Here is a 14,437-nt window from a genome sequence, read left to right as displayed (position 1 = left end):
AGCCTTTATTCGCGATGGTGTCGCGAATTTCGCGAATAAATTCGCTCCTACATTGATGCCATGGCTCGCTCAGAAACAGCGTTAAACGCGTAGAGGCCGGCTTGCCGGCTCCTACTCACGAATTTAGCCCCAGCCTTCGCAGCGCGGGCAGTCCAACAGGAGAACCATGATGACCGACCGCGTAAACTGCCAGCGCCTGCAAGTGGCCGCCAACCTGCAACGTTTCGTCGACGAAGAAGTGCTGCCTGGCACCGGCCTGGACCGCGAGGCTTTCTGGGCCGGCTTCGACGCCCTGGTGCATGACCTGGCGCCCGAGAACCGCGCGCTGCTGGCCGAACGCGATCGCCTGCAGGCCGAACTGGATGGCTGGCACCGCGCCAACCCCGGCCCGGTACGCGACATGCCGGCTTACCGCAGCTTCCTTGAGTCCATCGGCTATCTGCAGCCGCAGCCGGCCCAGGTGCGCGCCAGCACGGCGAATGTCGACAGCGAAATCACCAGCCAGGCCGGCCCGCAACTGGTGGTGCCGGTGATGAACGCGCGCTACGCGCTGAACGCCGCCAACGCCCGCTGGGGTTCGCTGTACGACGCGCTCTACGGCACCGATGCGATCAGCGAAGCCGATGGCGCCAGCAAAGGCCCCGGCTACAACCAGGTGCGCGGCGCCAAGGTTATCGCCTTCGCCCGTGCCTTCCTCGACCAGGCGGCGCCGCTGGCCAGTGGCAGCCACGCCGATGCGCGCAGCTATCAGATCGTCGATGGTCAGTTGCAGGTGGTGCTGGCAGGCGGGGCGCACAGCGGCCTCAAGCAGCCGGAAAAATTCATCGGGTTCCAGGGCGACAGCGCCCAGCCGAGTGCGATCCTGCTGAAGAACAATGGCCTGCACGTAGAGATCCAGATCGACCCGAGCAGCCTGATCGGCCAGACCGATACGGCCGGGGTCAAGGATCTGCTGATCGAAGCCGCGCTGTCGACCATCCTCGACTGTGAAGACTCGGTGGCGGCGGTGGATGCCGACGACAAGGTGGTGATCTACCGCAACTGGTTGGGCCTGATGAAGGGCGACCTGACCGAGGAACTGGACAAGGGCGGCAAGCGCATCACCCGTCGCCTCAACCCTGACCGCCTGTACACCGCCGCCGACGGCTCCAGCCTCAGCCTGCATGGTCGCTCGCTGTTGTTCGTGCGCAACGTCGGCCACTTGATGAGCAACCCGGCGATCCTCGATGGCGAAGGCCACGAAATCCCTGAAGGTATCCTCGATGGCGTAATGACCAGCCTGATCGCCCTGCACGACCTCAAGCGCCAGGGCAACTCGCGCACCGGCAGCGTCTACATCGTCAAGCCAAAGATGCACGGCCCGGCCGAAGTGGCCTTCGCCGACCAGCTGTTCGGCCGCGTCGAGGACCTGCTCAAGTTGCCACGCCACACCCTGAAAATGGGCATCATGGACGAGGAGCGGCGCACCAGCGTCAACCTCAAAGCCTGTATCGGCGCGGCGTCTGCACGGGTGGCGTTTATCAACACCGGTTTCCTCGACCGCACCGGCGACGAAATGCACACGGCCATGGAAGCTGGCGCGATGCTGCGCAAGGGCGACATGAAAACCACTAAGTGGATTCAGGCCTACGAGCGCAACAACGTGCTGGTCGGCCTCAATTGCGGCCTGCGTGGTCGTGCTCAGATCGGCAAGGGCATGTGGGCCATGCCCGACCTGATGGCCGACATGCTGGTGCAGAAGATCGGTCACCCCAAGGCCGGTGCCAACACCGCCTGGGTGCCGTCGCCGACCGCCGCCGTGTTGCACGCGCTGCACTACCACCAGGTCGATGTGCAGGCCGTGCAGCAGGAGCTGGAACTGATCGACCTCGATGCCCAGCGCGACAGCCTGCTCAATGACCTGCTCAGCGTGCCGGTCGCCGCCGAGCCGACCTGGGCCGCCGTGGATATCCAGCAGGAGCTGGACAACAACTGCCAGGGCATCCTCGGGTACGTGGTGCGCTGGGTGGAGCAGGGCGTCGGTTGCTCGAAGGTGCCGGATATCCACAACGTCGGCCTGATGGAAGACCGCGCGACCCTGCGTATTTCCAGCCAGCACATCGCCAACTGGCTGCACCACAGTGTGGTCAGCGAGGAGCAGGTGCGCGAAACCCTGGAGCGCATGGCCAAGGTGGTCGACCAGCAGAACGCCGGTGACCCGCTGTATCGCCCGATGGTTGCGAATTTTGCAGGCTCGGCCGCATTCCAGGCCGCCAGCGACCTGGTGTTCAAGGGCCGCGAGCAACCGTCCGGCTACACCGAACCGCTGCTGCACGCCTGGCGTCTGCGCTTTAAGCAGGAGGGCTGAGCAGGAAAGCAATAGCTGAGCCGGTGGCGAATCCTTGTAGGAGCGAAGGGGGCGCCCAGCCTTTATTCGCGATAGTCATTGAAAGCGCCGAAAGCGTCGCGGCTAAAGCCCCTCCCACGGGAAACAGTTGTCACCGTGGGCTTTAGCCGCGACAGCCTCCCGCCTGGTGGACGTACAGCAACATCAGCCCCGACGGCTTCTGGCCGTCGGGGCTTTCGAGCATGAGTGTGACGGTGGGTAACCCTCGCCGGCACGGCTCACGGGGCGCAGAGAACCTGCGTTCCAGATGCGTGGCGCCGGGATAACCCGGGAAACTGTGGTTCACAAAAAGAAAAAGGAACCAACCCATGAGTCAAACAATGCTGTCCATCCTGGCCTTTGTGCCACTGGTGCTGGCAGGCGTGCTACTGATCGGCTTCCGCTGGCCAGCCAAATACGCCATGCCGGTGGTCTTTCTGCTCACCGCCGTGATCGGCTTGACCGCCTGGGACATGTCCTTCAACCGGGTCATCGCATCCAGTTTGCAAGGTCTGATCCTCACCGCGGCAATCCTGTGGATCATCTTCGGGGCGATCCTGCTGCTCAACACCCTCAAGCACTCCGGTGGCATCAGCGCGATTCGTCGCGGCTTCGCCAATATCACTCCGGACCGCCGGGTGCAGGCGCTGATCGTGGCCTGGCTGTTCGGCTGCTTTATCGAAGGCGCATCAGGCTTCGGCACGCCCGCCGCTGTGGCCGCGCCGTTGCTGGTAGCGCTGGGGTTCCCGGCGTTGGCCGCGGTGGTACTGGGCATGATGGTGCAGTCCACGCCGGTGTCGTTCGGTGCGGTGGGCACGCCTATCCTGGTCGGCGTGGGGTCCGGCCTGGACAAGACCGGCATCAGTGAGCAACTGCTCGCCGTGGGCAGCAATTGGGAGGTGCTGTTCCACCTGATCTACTCGCGCGTGGCGATTACCCACGGCCTGATCGGCATCTTTATGCCGCTGATCATGGTGATGATCATGACCCGCTTCTTCGGCAAGAATCAGTCGTGGAAGGAAGGCCTGGCCGTTGCGCCGTTCGCCATCTTCACTGCCATCTGCTTCTCGGTGCCGTACATGGCGGCCGGTGTGTTCCTCGGCCCTGAGTTCCCGTCGATTATCGGCGCGCTGGTGGGCCTGGCCATTGTGGTACCGGCCGCCAAGGCAGGCTTCCTGCTGCCCAAGGACACCTGGGATTTCGCCCCGGCTCATGAGTGGCCGTCCGATTGGATGGGCAAGATCGAGATGAAGATCGAGGAAGTGGCCGGCAAGACGCCAATCTCCGTACCAATGGCCTGGGCGCCGTATCTGCTGCTGGCGGTTTTCCTGGTGGCCTCGCGGGTATTCCCGCAGCTCAAGGCCGCGATGATGTCGCTGAGCTTCGGCTGGAAGGACATCCTCGGTGAAACCGGCGTCTCGGGCACCATCGAGCCGCTGTACCTGCCGGGCGGTATTCTCTGCATTGTCGTGCTGATCACTTTCTTTCTGCACCGCATGCGTATGCGTGAGTTGACCGCGGCGATCAGCGAGTCGAGCAAGACCCTGCTCGGTGCCGGTTTCGTGCTGATCTTCACCATCCCGATGGTGCGCATCCTGATCAACTCGGGGGTCAACGGTTCGGACCTGATGTCCATGCCGGTGGCCATGGCCCAACTGGTGGCTGATAGCGTGGGCGGTATCTACCCGTTCTTCGCGCCGGCTGTCGGGGCCCTGGGGGCCTTTATCGCCGGTTCCAACACCGTGTCTAACCTGATGCTCTCGCAGTTCCAGTTCAACGCTGCCGAGCTGCTCGGGGTTTCCGGCGCGATGATGGTGGCCGCGCAGTCGGTAGGTGCGGCAGCAGGCAACATGATCGCCATCCACAACGTGGTGGCGGCCTCGGCCACGGTGGGCCTGCTCGGTCGCGAAGGCATCACCCTGCGCAAAACCATGCTGCCGACTCTGTACTACCTCCTGGCGGCAGGCAGCCTGACCATGCTGGCGATGTACGGCATGGACATCAGCGACCCGCTGGTGGGCGCGTCCTGACACCAGGCGTCCCGCGCGGGCGAGGGCGCGCTGCACCGGACGGCGTGTCCGCTTGGCGGGCACGCCCAATTGCGGTAGCGTGCCCGCGCAACATCCGTGAGAGATGCCTGAGGTGGTTATGAAAAAGTGGCAATGTGTGGTCTGTGGGCTGATCTACGACGAGCGTGACGGCTGGCCGGACGACGGCATCGCCCCCGGTACTCGCTGGGAAGATGTACCGGCCGACTGGCTGTGCCCCGACTGCGGCGTCGGCAAGATGGATTTCGAGATGATCGAAATCGTCTGACCCATGCCCCACTGCATCCGCCCGGGTGCAGTGGGTTCCACGCGCGTCCCTGCGTGTGTCCCGTCTGCCCTGCGCGCAGCGGTTTGATCATTGCTTTATTATCAGCGCCTTTGTCGCGCGGCCTTCGCCGTGGCGGTCGTCTTGGCGTGGGTTAGGAGAACAGTCTGATGAGTGCACCGGTGGTGATCGTGGGAACGGGCCTGGCGGGCTATAACCTGGCGCGCGAGTTCCGCAAGCTCGACAGCGACACGCCGCTGCTGCTGATCAGTGCCGATGACGGGCGCTCCTATTCCAAACCGATGCTCTCCACCGGCTTCGCCAAGGGCAAGGATGCCGACAGCCTGAGCATGGCCGAGCCCGGCGCCATGGCCGAGCAACTGAATGCCGAAGTGCGCACCCACACGCGCATCACCGGCATCGACCCCGGCCACCGGCAGATCTGGATCGGCGAGGAGGCCCAGCCGTACCGCGATCTGGTGCTGGCCTGGGGCGCTGAAGTCATTCGTCCCCCTGTCGAGGGCGACGCCCAGGATGCGCTCTACCCGGTCAATGACCTGGAAGACTACGCACGCTTTCGCCAGGCCGCCGCGGGCAAGCAGCGCGTGCTGATCCTCGGCGTCGGCCTGATCGGCTGCGAGTACGCCAATGACCTGCTGCTGGGTGGTTATCAGGTCGAGCTGGTCGCCCCGTGCGAGCAGGTGATGCCGGCGCTCTTGCCACCTGCCGCAGCCGCGGCGGTGCAAGCGGGCCTCGAAGGGCTCGGCGCGCGTTTCCACCTCGGGCCGGTGCTGCTGCGCCTGGAGCGTGACGGTGACGGCTTGCAGGCGCATTTGTCCGATGGCCAGGTGATTGCCTGCGACCTGGTGCTCTCGGCCGTGGGCTTGCGTCCGCGTACCGACATGGCCGCAGCTGCCGGCTTGGCGGTGAACCGCGGGGTGGTGGTCGATCGCCTGCTGCGTACCAGCCACGCCAATATCCACGCCCTGGGTGACTGCGCCGAGGTCGATGGCCTCAACCTGCTCTACGTGATGCCGCTGATGGCCTGCGCGCGAGCCCTGGCGCAGACGTTGGCGGGCAACGCGACGACGGTCAGCTATGGCGCCATGCCGATCACCGTAAAGACCCCGGTCTGCCCGCTGGTGGTCTCGCCACCGCCCCAGGGCATGCAGGGCCAGTGGCATGTCGAAGGCGCTGCTGCGGACATCCGCGCGCGCTGTCTGGCCGCCGATGGCAGCCTGCTGGGCTATGCCCTGACCGGGGCCGCGGTGCAGGAAAAACTGGCCCTGAACAAGCTGCTGCCGGCGCTGCTGGCATAAACGTCAGGCGTTCTGTCGGATACGCCACAATCTTGCTGCGCTAAAGCAGGGGCACCTACTGGCGCCTCCCCCAATGGCGTGCCATTCTCCCTCAGTCTGCCGCAGCGCAGAGCTGTTGCGGCGCCTTGGGCGCTGTTCTGAAGAGCAGCACGGACACAACAACAAAAAACCGTCTAAGAGGCATTTATGCGTAAACCGGAACTCGCCGCCGCTATCGCCGAAAAGGCTGATCTGACCAAGGATCAAGCTAACCGCGTACTCAACGCCGTGCTGGAAGAAATCACCCATGCACTGAACCGCAAGGACAGTGTCACGTTGGTCGGTTTCGGCACCTTCCTGCAACGTCACCGGGGTGCACGCACCGGCAAAAACCCGCAAACCGGGGAACCGGTGAAGATCAAGGCCAGCAATACCGTCGCCTTCAAACCGGGCAAGTCCCTGAAGGACGCGGTTAACTGAGCCGCACGGCCCGGGGCTGCCAGGCCCCGGGTGCTTTACCGCAAGCGGCTCGTTCGTGACGCTTCAGTCACTGCAGCAAGTCGCTACAATGCCTCGCTTTCTCCTTTATCCCGCCGAGGCCGCGCGCATGAAATTTCGTTTTCTCCTGTGGATGCTGGGCCGCCTGATGGCCAAGGCCAGTCGGGACAACCCGGCATTCCAGAAACAGCTTGAGGGGCGCGACCTGGTGTTCCAGCTGCACACCCTCGATGGCCGTATTGCCCGGCACTTTATCGTCAAGGACCTGCGTATCAGCAGCCGTCGTGGCCTGGCCGACGAACCAGCGTTCGCTTTGGGCTTCAAGGACGCTGCCTACGGCTTTGCCACCCTGACCGCGAAGAACAAGCAGCTCGCATTCATGCAGGGCATTCAGAACAAGGACATCCAGATCCAGGGCAACCCGGCGTTGGTGCTGTGGTTCCAGGGCCTGACCAAGTACCTGAGCCCGAAGAAGAAACCGAGCCCGCAAAAAGCAGCCTGAGCCGCTGCGGGTTGCTGGGGCTGACTGCCAGCCCCTATGCTGGTGGCAGTCATAAGGAAGGCCTGTCATGCGTGCACTCTTGCTGCCTTTGTCCCTGTTATTCGTTGTCGAGCTGTCGCGCGCTGCGCCTGTAGCAGCGGATACTTTCGCCCCGGTGTTCGAGCTGGCGGGTATCAGCCTGCTCTGCGAACAGGCCGAACCACTGGTGGCGCGAGGCCTGACGGAGGCACAGCAACGGCCACTGGGGCAGGCATTCACTGCCGACGCGCTCTGTGCCGACCTGGCCAGGCAACTGAGCGGCGAGTTTTCAGCAACGGAGTTGCAGCAGGCTCGGCAGTTGCTGGACAGCGACCTGGCCCAGCGTTTCACGGCAGCCGAGCGGGCGGTGGGTGAGGGCGGCGGCGAAGCACTGGCGCAGTACCGCGCCCAGCTACTTGAGCAGGCACCGTTGCAGGCGCGCCTCGACCTGGTGCGGCGTCTGGATGCGGCGGCCCACACCACGGCGCTGGCCGCGCTATTGCGCTACGAGGTGGGCAAGACTCAGGCGCTGCTGGCACTCAAGGCGCGCGGCGAAAACCTCGATGAACAGGCGTTGAGCAAACAGACCGCCGAGCAGGCCAAGGTGCTGCGCCAGTCGAGTGCGACTGCGGTGGAGTCCTTCATGCTATTTGCCTACCGGCAGATGCCCAGCGCTGACCTGGCGGCCTATGCCGCGCTCTACGAGTCAGCCGTGGTGGCGCGCCTGCTGACGCGCAGCGCCGAGGTGCTGCCGAGCCTGTTCGCCGAGCGGCGACAGGCGATCCGGGCAGCTAATTAGCCGGGCTGAAACTGCGACGCCAGTTCACGCAATGCTGCCTCGGCGGTGAGTACCTTGCTCACGGCCTCGTCGGCTTTTTCGCGGGTCAAGGACAGGGCATCGAACAACGACTGGGGAATCTCGCGCTGCGGCCCTGCGCCAATACCCCGATTGCGCAACAGGCTGACTGCCAGGCACACCAGATTCGGGTAAACCGCCAGGTCGCCGCTATGGCGCGGGTCCTGTTGGAAGCGCAGGGCGCTGGCCAGCTCTTCGGGCATGTCCCAGTGGCGCATCAGCCAGGCGCCGATCTGCTCGCGGGTAATCCCCAGCAAGTGCTGCTCGACATAGCTGTGTGAGAGGTGCGGGTTGACCTCCAGATGCCGGCAGATCAGCGAGAAATGCGGCGGAAAGACATGCGCCAGCACCAGGTAGCCGAAGTTGTGCAGCAGGCCGGCCAGGTAGGTCAGCCCTGCTTCCGGACGCTGTGCCCGTGGAATCGCGCGGGTCAGACCCTCGATCACGGCGGCGGTGTAGATCGACTGCTGCCAGTAGGGCGTGGCCTGCTGGGGATTGTCGCGCGGCAGGCTGAGGGTCTTGCCCAGGGCCAGGCCGAGGGCCAGGTTGATCACCAGGTCGAAGCCCAGCACGCGGACGATGGCGTCCTCCACCGAGCGGATTCTGCCGGGCGCGGCGTAGAACGGCGAGGCGGCCCAACTGACTACCTGGGCGGCGAGGGCCGGGTCGGTCTCGACCACGCCGGTGATGTCGTCGACGGTGGCGTCCGGGTCGACGCGCAGTTTGATGATCTTCTGCGCAGTGGCCGGCAGCGGCGGAATTTCAATGGTTTCTTCCAGGCGCTGCTGGATCCGTCGGGCGGTGAACGCCTGGACCGCCTGGGTAATTTCGGCGCGGTCGTCACCGGGGCGGTCGAGGTTCAAACGGATGGCGCTTACTGGCTCACCGAAGCGCGCGGCACTGGCCTTGCTCAGCAGGTTTTTGAAGGCTTCGGTGCTCAGTTCGAGCAGCACGCCAGGCTGCCCGGATTCGACGAACAGGCTGGGCACCTGCAGCAGGCGCTCGTCGTACAGGCACGGCGAGCTGGTCAGCGGTGGCAGGCCCGGCAGAACACGCAACTGGTGCTTGCTGAGCATGCGCTCAAGGCGTTCCGGTTTGACGGCCGTCAACTGGCGCCCGGTCAGCTCGGCCAGGCGGTTGAGGTCGAGCAATTGGCTCTGCGGGAACAGTACCAGCAGGGCGCCGACCGCATCATCGACCAGCACGGCCTGCAGGCGCTGTGCGGCAGGCAGCTCTGCCGTCGCGCAACGCACCTGATAACCCAGGCCCAGTTTCTCAAGCAGTTGCAGGATCACCGCAGGCGGCTGCGGCGTGGCGTCGGGCGCAAGGGCTAGGTCGGTCATAACGGTGTCCAGCTGAAAGAAAGGCGGGTCGTAAGGGTTGCAACACCCCGGATAATACGTCTGCACTGGCCAGCAGTATAAACGCCCCTGGCCGGCTCGGCTTCAGACTTGGCCATATTGCTGACCATGTCGCAGCCAGCGGTCAAGCAATGGGCTGACGTGTTGCGGCCAGTCGGCCAGCAGCGTTTGTGCGGCGTCACGCACCGCCGGCAGCAGGTCGGCGTCACGCATCAGGTCGGCAACCTTGAATTGCAGCAGGCCGGTTTGCCGGGTGCCGAGCATTTCACCCGGGCCGCGCAGCTCCAGATCCTTTTCGGCGATCACGAAACCATCGCAGGTCTCACGCATGATACCCAGACGTTCACGGCCCAGTTGTGACAGCGGCGGGTGATAGAGCAGCACGCAATGGCTGGCGGCGCTGCCCCGGCCGACGCGGCCGCGCAACTGGTGCAGCTGCGCCAGGCCCAGGCGCTCGGGGTTTTCGATGATCATCAGGCTGGCATTCGGTACGTCGACGCCGACTTCGATCACCGTGGTGGCCACCAGCAGCTGCAACTGGCCCTGCTTGAAGCGGTCCATCACCGCGGCTTTTTCCGCCGGCTTCATGCGCCCGTGGATCAAGCCGACATGCAGCCCGCCGAGGGCCGCGACCAGGTCTTCGTAGGTGGTCTCGGCGGCCTGGCAGGTCAGCTCTTCGGATTCTTCGATCAGCGTACAGACCCAGTAGGCCTGGCGGCCTTCGTTGCACGCCGAGCGCACCCGTTCGACCACTTCCAGGCGGCGGCTGTCGGCGATCACCAGGGTGTTGACCGGGGTGCGCCCCGGCGGCAGCTCGTCGAGGATCGAGGTGTCGAGGTCGGCGTAGGCGCTCATGGCCAGGGTGCGCGGTATCGGTGTGGCGGTCATGATCAGCTGGTGCGGGCACATGCGCCCGCCCACACCTTTCTGGCGCAGGGCCAGGCGCTGCTGCACGCCGAAGCGGTGCTGCTCGTCGATGATCACCAGGGCCAGGCGCTTGAACGTCACTTCGTCCTGAAACAGCGCGTGGGTGCCGACCACCATGGGCACGCCGCTGGCGATCTGCTCCAGGGCGCTGGCGCGGGCCTTGCCCTTGAGCTTGCCGGCCAGCCAGGCGGTCTCCACGCCCAGCGGCTGCAACCAGCGGGTGAAGTTGAGGAAGTGCTGCTCGGCGAGAATTTCCGTCGGTGCCATCAGCGCCACCTGATAACCGGCCTCCAGCGCCTGCAATGCGGCGAAGGCGGCGACCACGGTCTTGCCGGCACCGACATCGCCCTGCACCAGGCGCAACATCGGTTCGTCCTGGCTGAGGTCGTAGGCAATCTCGGCGCCCACGCGACGTTGCGCGCCCGTGGGCTGAAAGCCCAGGCCGGCAATAAACTGCTCAGGTAAGCGCTTGGCCACGGGCAGCGCCGGCGCCTGCAAGGCGCGCACGCTCTCGCGCAGGCGCTGCAGCGAGAGCTGATGGGTGAGCAATTCCTCGAATGCCAGGCGGTGCTGCGCCCAGTGGCGGCCTTCGGCGAGTTCGTCCAGGTCGGCGTCCGGTGGTGGGCGGTGCAGGTAGCGCAGGGCCTGGTCCAGCGGGCTGAGGCCGTGCTCGCGGGCCAGCTCGGCCGGTAGCCAGTCTGGCAGGCTGTGCGGGCCGAGACGGGCCAGGGCTTGCTCGCTGAGGCTGCGCAGGCGCTGCTGGGTGAGGCCTTCGGTGGTCGGGTAGATCGGCGTGAGGGTCTGCTCCACGGCAATCGACTCGCTGCCCGACAGCGCACGGTACTCGGGGTGGTAAATCTCCAACCCGGAGGAGCCTGGGCGCACTTCGCCGTAGCAGCGCACCTGGGTGCCGCGCTTGAGGCCTTCCTTCTGCGCATTGCTGAAGTGGTAGAAGCGCAGGCTCAGGGTGCCGCTGCCATCCTGCAGGCGCACCAGCAGGCTGCGGCGTTTGCCCATGACCACATCGGCGCCGGCCACCGTGCCTTCGACCACCGCATCCTGGCCGGGGCGCAGTTCACCGATGGGCACAATGCGGGTGCGGTCCTGGTAGCGCAGCGGCAGGTGGAACAGCACATCCTGCAGGGTTTCCAGGCCCACCTTGGCGAGCTTCTCGGCCAGGGCGGCGCCCACGCCCTTGAGCGCGGTGACGGAAACCGTGGCCAGCTCACTCATCGGCGGGCCTTAGGCTTTGGCAGGATGCGGGCGGGCCACCGAGCACAGGCGGATCGAGTCGGCGAGGATCTCGATCGCCTTGGGCCGCGGAAAGCTGGCGCGCCAGGCAATCGCCACGGTGCGGAACGGCGCCGGTGGGCTCAGCGGGCGCACTTCGATCACGCCGGGGGCGTAGTGGTGGCTGTCGACTGCCGAGAAGGGCAGGATCGACACACCCAGGCCGGAGGCAACCATGTGGCGGATGGTCTCCAGCGAGCTGGATTCCACGGTGGTGTGTTTGGCGTGTTCTTCGCCGCCCTTGCGCAGGGTTGGGCAGGCTTCCAGCACCTGGTCACGGAAGCAGTGGCCTTCACCGAGCAGCAGCAGGCTCTTGTCGTTGAGCAGCTTGCTGTCGATGGTCTCCATCTTCGCCCAGGGGTGGCCGGCCGGCAGCAGCGCGTAGAACGGCTCATCGTAGAGCGGCAGGGTCAGCACGTCGGCTTCCTGGAACGGCAGGGCGATGATGATCGCGTCCAGCTCGCCGGTGCGCAGCTTGTCGCGCAGCACGTGGGTGAAATTTTCTTCGATATACAGTGGCATCTGCTCGGCCACCCGATGCAGCTGCGGGATCAGGTGCGGGAACAGGTAGGGGCCGACGGTGTAGATGGCACCAATCTTCAGCGGTGCGGCGAGCTGGTTTTTGCCAGCCTGGGCCAGTTCACGGATGCCCTGGGCCTGCTCGAGCACCTTCTGCGCCTGGGTGACGATGCCTTCGCCCACCGGCGTCAGGCGCACCGCGCTTTTGCTGCGCTCGAAGATCAGCACGCCCAGCTCGTCCTCGAGCTTCTTCACGCCCACCGACAGGGTTGGCTGGCTGACATGGCAGCGTTCGGCTGCGCGGCCGAAGTGTTGTTCCTGGGCGAGGGTGACGATGTAGCGCAGTTCGGTCAGGGTCATAGTGTTTATCCATTAAATTGCGACCAAGCATAGCCTTTGCAATGCAATCAACCAACCGGGCTAAACTGAGTTTCCTTGAGAATTGATGGAGTAGCGAATGGTTAATCCCGTGGTGGTGATTGCAGGCTGTGGTGATGTGGGTTCGCGCCTGGGCGTACGCCTGGCCGCCGAGGGCTGGACGGTGTATGGCTTGCGCCGTTCGGTGCAGGCATTACCGGCGGTTATTCAGCCGCTGCCAGCGGATTTGAATGATCCGGCATGCCCGGCGGCCTGGCCCCGCGGGACGGTGGATTACCTGGTCTACTGCGCTGCTGCCAGCCAGCACGATGAGGCCGGTTACCGTGCGGCCTATGTCGATGGCCTGCGCCATGTCCTCAGTTGGCTGGCCGAGCGCGGCCAGCAACCGCGCCGCGTGCTGTTCGTGTCGAGCAGCGGGGTCTATGGCCAGCAGGGGGGCGAGTGGGTCGATGAGCAATCGCCGGTCGAGGCGCAAAGCTTCTCGGCGGTGATCATGCGTGAGGCCGAGCAACTGGCGCTGCACAGCGGCCTACCAGCTAGCGTGGTGCGCTTGACCGGGTTGTACGGGCCGGGTCGGCAGTGGCTGCTCAATCAGGTGCGCCAGGGCTATCGAGTGGCCAGCGAGCCGCCGCTGTATGGCAATCGCATCCACGTCGATGACGCGGCGGGTCTGTTGGCCTATCTGCTGGCGGCCGACCAGCGCGGTGTTGCCATTGAGGATTGCTACCTGGGCGTGGACGATGCCCCAGCGCCGCTGCACGACGTGGTCGCCTGGCTGCGTGAACAGCTGGGCGTCAGTCACTGGAGCGATGAGGCCCAGGTCCGCCGTGCCGGCAGCAAGCGCTGCAGCAATGCCCGCGCTCGTGCCCTGGGCTGGACGCCGCAGTACCCGAGCTTTCGTGAAGGTTATGCGGCGATTCTTGCGCAGTTGCCTGGCTAGTCGCGCTGCAGGTGCCAGCGTAACTCGCCCTTGCGGTAGTCCGGGACTTCGTCAGGGCGCGCTGCGTTGTTGGCGTCGAACAGGCGTAGCTGATCCTGCTCGCGCTCGAATATCCATACCTGCCCTTGTTCGCCAAGCTGCAGCCAGATGCTGTCCTGCTCGCCGGTCATGGCCGCGCAGTCGCCGGCCAGGCACAGCGCATAACGCTCGGCGCCGGGCAGCCCTTCGAGCCGGCCATCGGGGTCGAAGCGCACCAGTCCGCCCTGGCCGAGGCCCTGCTCGATGCGCCAGGTTCCGCTCAGGTAGGCCTGGTACAGGCTGTGCTCGAAGCGGCTGCCGGTCGGCGCGCCGGGTGGCAGCTCCAGCGTCGAGCGGGCGAAGCGCTGGGCCGGCCAACTGGCACTGGGCGCCTGCACCAGGCTGTCCTGTTCGAGACTGAGTTGGTCCTGGTCATCGCTGGCGAAGATCACCCGCAACTGGCCGTCCGGCAAGGTGCGCAAACGCCCCTCAGCCACTTCGAGGCCGTTGCTCAGGCGCGCGCTGCCATTGGCCGGGTCGAGCTGCCATTCCAGGTTCGGCCCATAGGCCAGCAGGGCCTCGCGCAGCGGCGTACCCGCCATGGCGGCATCAATGGCGGCCTGGTTGATCCAGGCGCCGCTGGCGTCGCGCGGTGGCGGGGTGCTGCAGCCGGCCAGCAGGCCTGCGCAGCCCAGTATCAGTAACAGGTTACGCATGCGCGGTGTCCCTGGCCGGTGAGCCTGTCGGTTATTCCAGAACCAGAATGGCGTCCATTTCGACCTGGGCGCCCTTGGGCAGGGCGGCCACGCCGATGGCGGCGCGCGCCGGGTAGGGCTGCTGGAAGTAGCGGCCCATGACTTCGTTGACGGTGGCGAAGTGCGACAGGTCGGTGAGGAAGATGTTGAGCTTGACCACGTCCTTGAACGAACCGCCAGCGGCTTCCATCACTGCCTTGAGGTTCTCGAAGACCTGCACGGTCTGGGCCTCGAAGCCTTCGACCAGCTCCATGGTGGCCGGGTCCAGCGGAATCTGCCCGGACATATAGACGGTGTTGCCGGCCTTGATCGCCTGGGAGTAGGTGCCGATGGCGGCCGGTGCTTTGTCGCTGTTGATAACGCTCTTGCTCATGCTGGGCTCCTTGAGAGGGTTGCGAG

Annotated in this window: 13 protein-coding genes; 8 read left to right on the top strand and 5 right to left on the bottom strand. The window is 65.3% G+C overall.

Annotated elements, in window-relative coordinates; translation table 11 throughout:
- Positions 1–169: 169 nt before the first annotated feature.
- The 7 genes from BMW49_RS06615 (at position 170) to BMW49_RS06585 (ending at position 7,793) form a co-directional block, all read left to right on the top strand.
- Entirely contained in the window at positions 170–2,347 is a 2,178-nt protein-coding gene (locus BMW49_RS06615) for a malate synthase G (RefSeq protein WP_069516541.1), read from the top strand.
- Positions 2,348–2,694: 347 nt separating this feature from the next.
- On the top strand, positions 2,695–4,395 hold the full coding sequence (locus BMW49_RS06610) for an L-lactate permease (protein ID WP_069516540.1): 1,701 nt from the start codon (positions 2,695–2,697) through the stop codon (positions 4,393–4,395).
- Positions 4,396–4,513: 118 nt separating this feature from the next.
- A complete protein-coding gene (locus tag BMW49_RS06605) occupies positions 4,514–4,681 on the top strand; it encodes a rubredoxin (protein WP_069516539.1) in 168 nt (55 codons plus the stop codon).
- A gap of 167 nt (positions 4,682–4,848) precedes the next feature.
- Positions 4,849–5,997 (top strand): NAD(P)/FAD-dependent oxidoreductase, encoded by a 1,149-nt coding sequence (locus BMW49_RS06600; RefSeq protein WP_069516538.1) that lies wholly within the window; start codon positions 4,849–4,851, stop codon positions 5,995–5,997.
- 186 nt (positions 5,998–6,183) lie between these two features.
- Positions 6,184–6,456: an HU family DNA-binding protein gene (locus BMW49_RS06595; protein ID WP_069516537.1), complete on the top strand. Its 273-nt coding sequence runs from the start codon at positions 6,184–6,186 to the stop codon at positions 6,454–6,456.
- 127 nt (positions 6,457–6,583) lie between these two features.
- Entirely contained in the window at positions 6,584–6,976 is a 393-nt protein-coding gene (locus tag BMW49_RS06590; protein WP_069516624.1) for a helicase, read from the top strand.
- A gap of 67 nt (positions 6,977–7,043) precedes the next feature.
- A complete protein-coding gene (locus BMW49_RS06585; protein ID WP_069516536.1) occupies positions 7,044–7,793 on the top strand; it encodes a hypothetical protein in 750 nt (249 codons plus the stop codon).
- On the opposite strand, the gene BMW49_RS06580 is transcribed toward BMW49_RS06585, so the two are convergent.
- The 3 genes from BMW49_RS06580 to BMW49_RS06570 form a co-directional block, all read right to left on the bottom strand.
- Complete coding sequence (locus BMW49_RS06580; RefSeq protein WP_069516535.1) at positions 7,790–9,193, bottom strand: aminoacyl-tRNA deacylase and HDOD domain-containing protein; 1,404 nt, start codon at positions 9,191–9,193, stop codon at positions 7,790–7,792. The genes BMW49_RS06585 and BMW49_RS06580 overlap by 4 nt on opposite strands.
- Before the next feature lie 102 nt (positions 9,194–9,295).
- Positions 9,296–11,371, bottom strand: coding sequence for an ATP-dependent DNA helicase RecG (gene recG, locus BMW49_RS06575; protein ID WP_069516534.1), 2,076 nt, complete (start codon positions 11,369–11,371; stop codon positions 9,296–9,298).
- A gap of 9 nt (positions 11,372–11,380) precedes the next feature.
- Complete coding sequence (locus BMW49_RS06570) at positions 11,381–12,307, bottom strand: hydrogen peroxide-inducible genes activator (protein WP_069516533.1); 927 nt, start codon at positions 12,305–12,307, stop codon at positions 11,381–11,383.
- Positions 12,308–12,404: 97 nt separating this feature from the next.
- On the opposite strand from BMW49_RS06570, the gene BMW49_RS06565 reads away from it, so the two are divergent.
- Positions 12,405–13,265: an NAD-dependent epimerase/dehydratase family protein gene (locus tag BMW49_RS06565; protein ID WP_069516532.1), complete on the top strand. Its 861-nt coding sequence runs from the start codon at positions 12,405–12,407 to the stop codon at positions 13,263–13,265.
- On the opposite strand, the gene BMW49_RS06560 is transcribed toward BMW49_RS06565, so the two are convergent.
- Together BMW49_RS06560 and BMW49_RS06555 are read right to left on the bottom strand one after the other, a co-directional pair.
- On the bottom strand, positions 13,262–13,999 hold the full coding sequence (locus BMW49_RS06560; RefSeq protein ID WP_069516531.1) for a putative periplasmic lipoprotein: 738 nt from the start codon (positions 13,997–13,999) through the stop codon (positions 13,262–13,264). The two genes, BMW49_RS06565 and BMW49_RS06560, sit on opposite strands and share 4 nt — an antisense overlap.
- 31 nt (positions 14,000–14,030) lie before the next feature.
- Positions 14,031–14,411 (bottom strand): RidA family protein, encoded by a 381-nt coding sequence (locus BMW49_RS06555; protein ID WP_069516530.1) that lies wholly within the window; start codon positions 14,409–14,411, stop codon positions 14,031–14,033.
- Positions 14,412–14,437 lie beyond the last annotated feature (26 nt).

Origin of the sequence: Pseudomonas cuatrocienegasensis (assembly GCF_900110925.1) — a bacterium.
GTDB classification, from domain to species: domain Bacteria; phylum Pseudomonadota; class Gammaproteobacteria; order Pseudomonadales; family Pseudomonadaceae; genus Aquipseudomonas; species Aquipseudomonas cuatrocienegasensis.
The sequence above is the reverse complement of the archived record's forward strand: the minus strand, read 5'-3'. Positions and strand labels throughout refer to the sequence as shown.

Coding starts and splice junctions, on each gene's coding strand:
- BMW49_RS06595 (WP_069516537.1), top strand. CDS start 6,184: ATGCGTAAACCGGAACTCGCCGCCGCTATCGCCGAAAAGGCTGATCTG.
- BMW49_RS06580 (WP_069516535.1), bottom strand. CDS start 9,193: ATGACCGACCTAGCCCTTGCGCCCGACGCCACGCCGCAGCCGCCTGCG.
- BMW49_RS06590 (WP_069516624.1), top strand. CDS start 6,584: ATGAAATTTCGTTTTCTCCTGTGGATGCTGGGCCGCCTGATGGCCAAG.
- recG (WP_069516534.1), bottom strand. CDS start 11,371: ATGAGTGAGCTGGCCACGGTTTCCGTCACCGCGCTCAAGGGCGTGGGC.
- BMW49_RS06570 (WP_069516533.1), bottom strand. CDS start 12,307: ATGACCCTGACCGAACTGCGCTACATCGTCACCCTCGCCCAGGAACAA.
- BMW49_RS06615 (WP_069516541.1), top strand. CDS start 170: ATGACCGACCGCGTAAACTGCCAGCGCCTGCAAGTGGCCGCCAACCTG.
- BMW49_RS06605 (WP_069516539.1), top strand. CDS start 4,514: ATGAAAAAGTGGCAATGTGTGGTCTGTGGGCTGATCTACGACGAGCGT.
- BMW49_RS06560 (WP_069516531.1), bottom strand. CDS start 13,999: ATGCGTAACCTGTTACTGATACTGGGCTGCGCAGGCCTGCTGGCCGGC.
- BMW49_RS06585 (WP_069516536.1), top strand. CDS start 7,044: ATGCGTGCACTCTTGCTGCCTTTGTCCCTGTTATTCGTTGTCGAGCTG.
- BMW49_RS06565 (WP_069516532.1), top strand. CDS start 12,405: ATGGTTAATCCCGTGGTGGTGATTGCAGGCTGTGGTGATGTGGGTTCG.
- BMW49_RS06555 (WP_069516530.1), bottom strand. CDS start 14,411: ATGAGCAAGAGCGTTATCAACAGCGACAAAGCACCGGCCGCCATCGGC.
- BMW49_RS06610 (WP_069516540.1), top strand. CDS start 2,695: ATGAGTCAAACAATGCTGTCCATCCTGGCCTTTGTGCCACTGGTGCTG.
- BMW49_RS06600 (WP_069516538.1), top strand. CDS start 4,849: ATGAGTGCACCGGTGGTGATCGTGGGAACGGGCCTGGCGGGCTATAAC.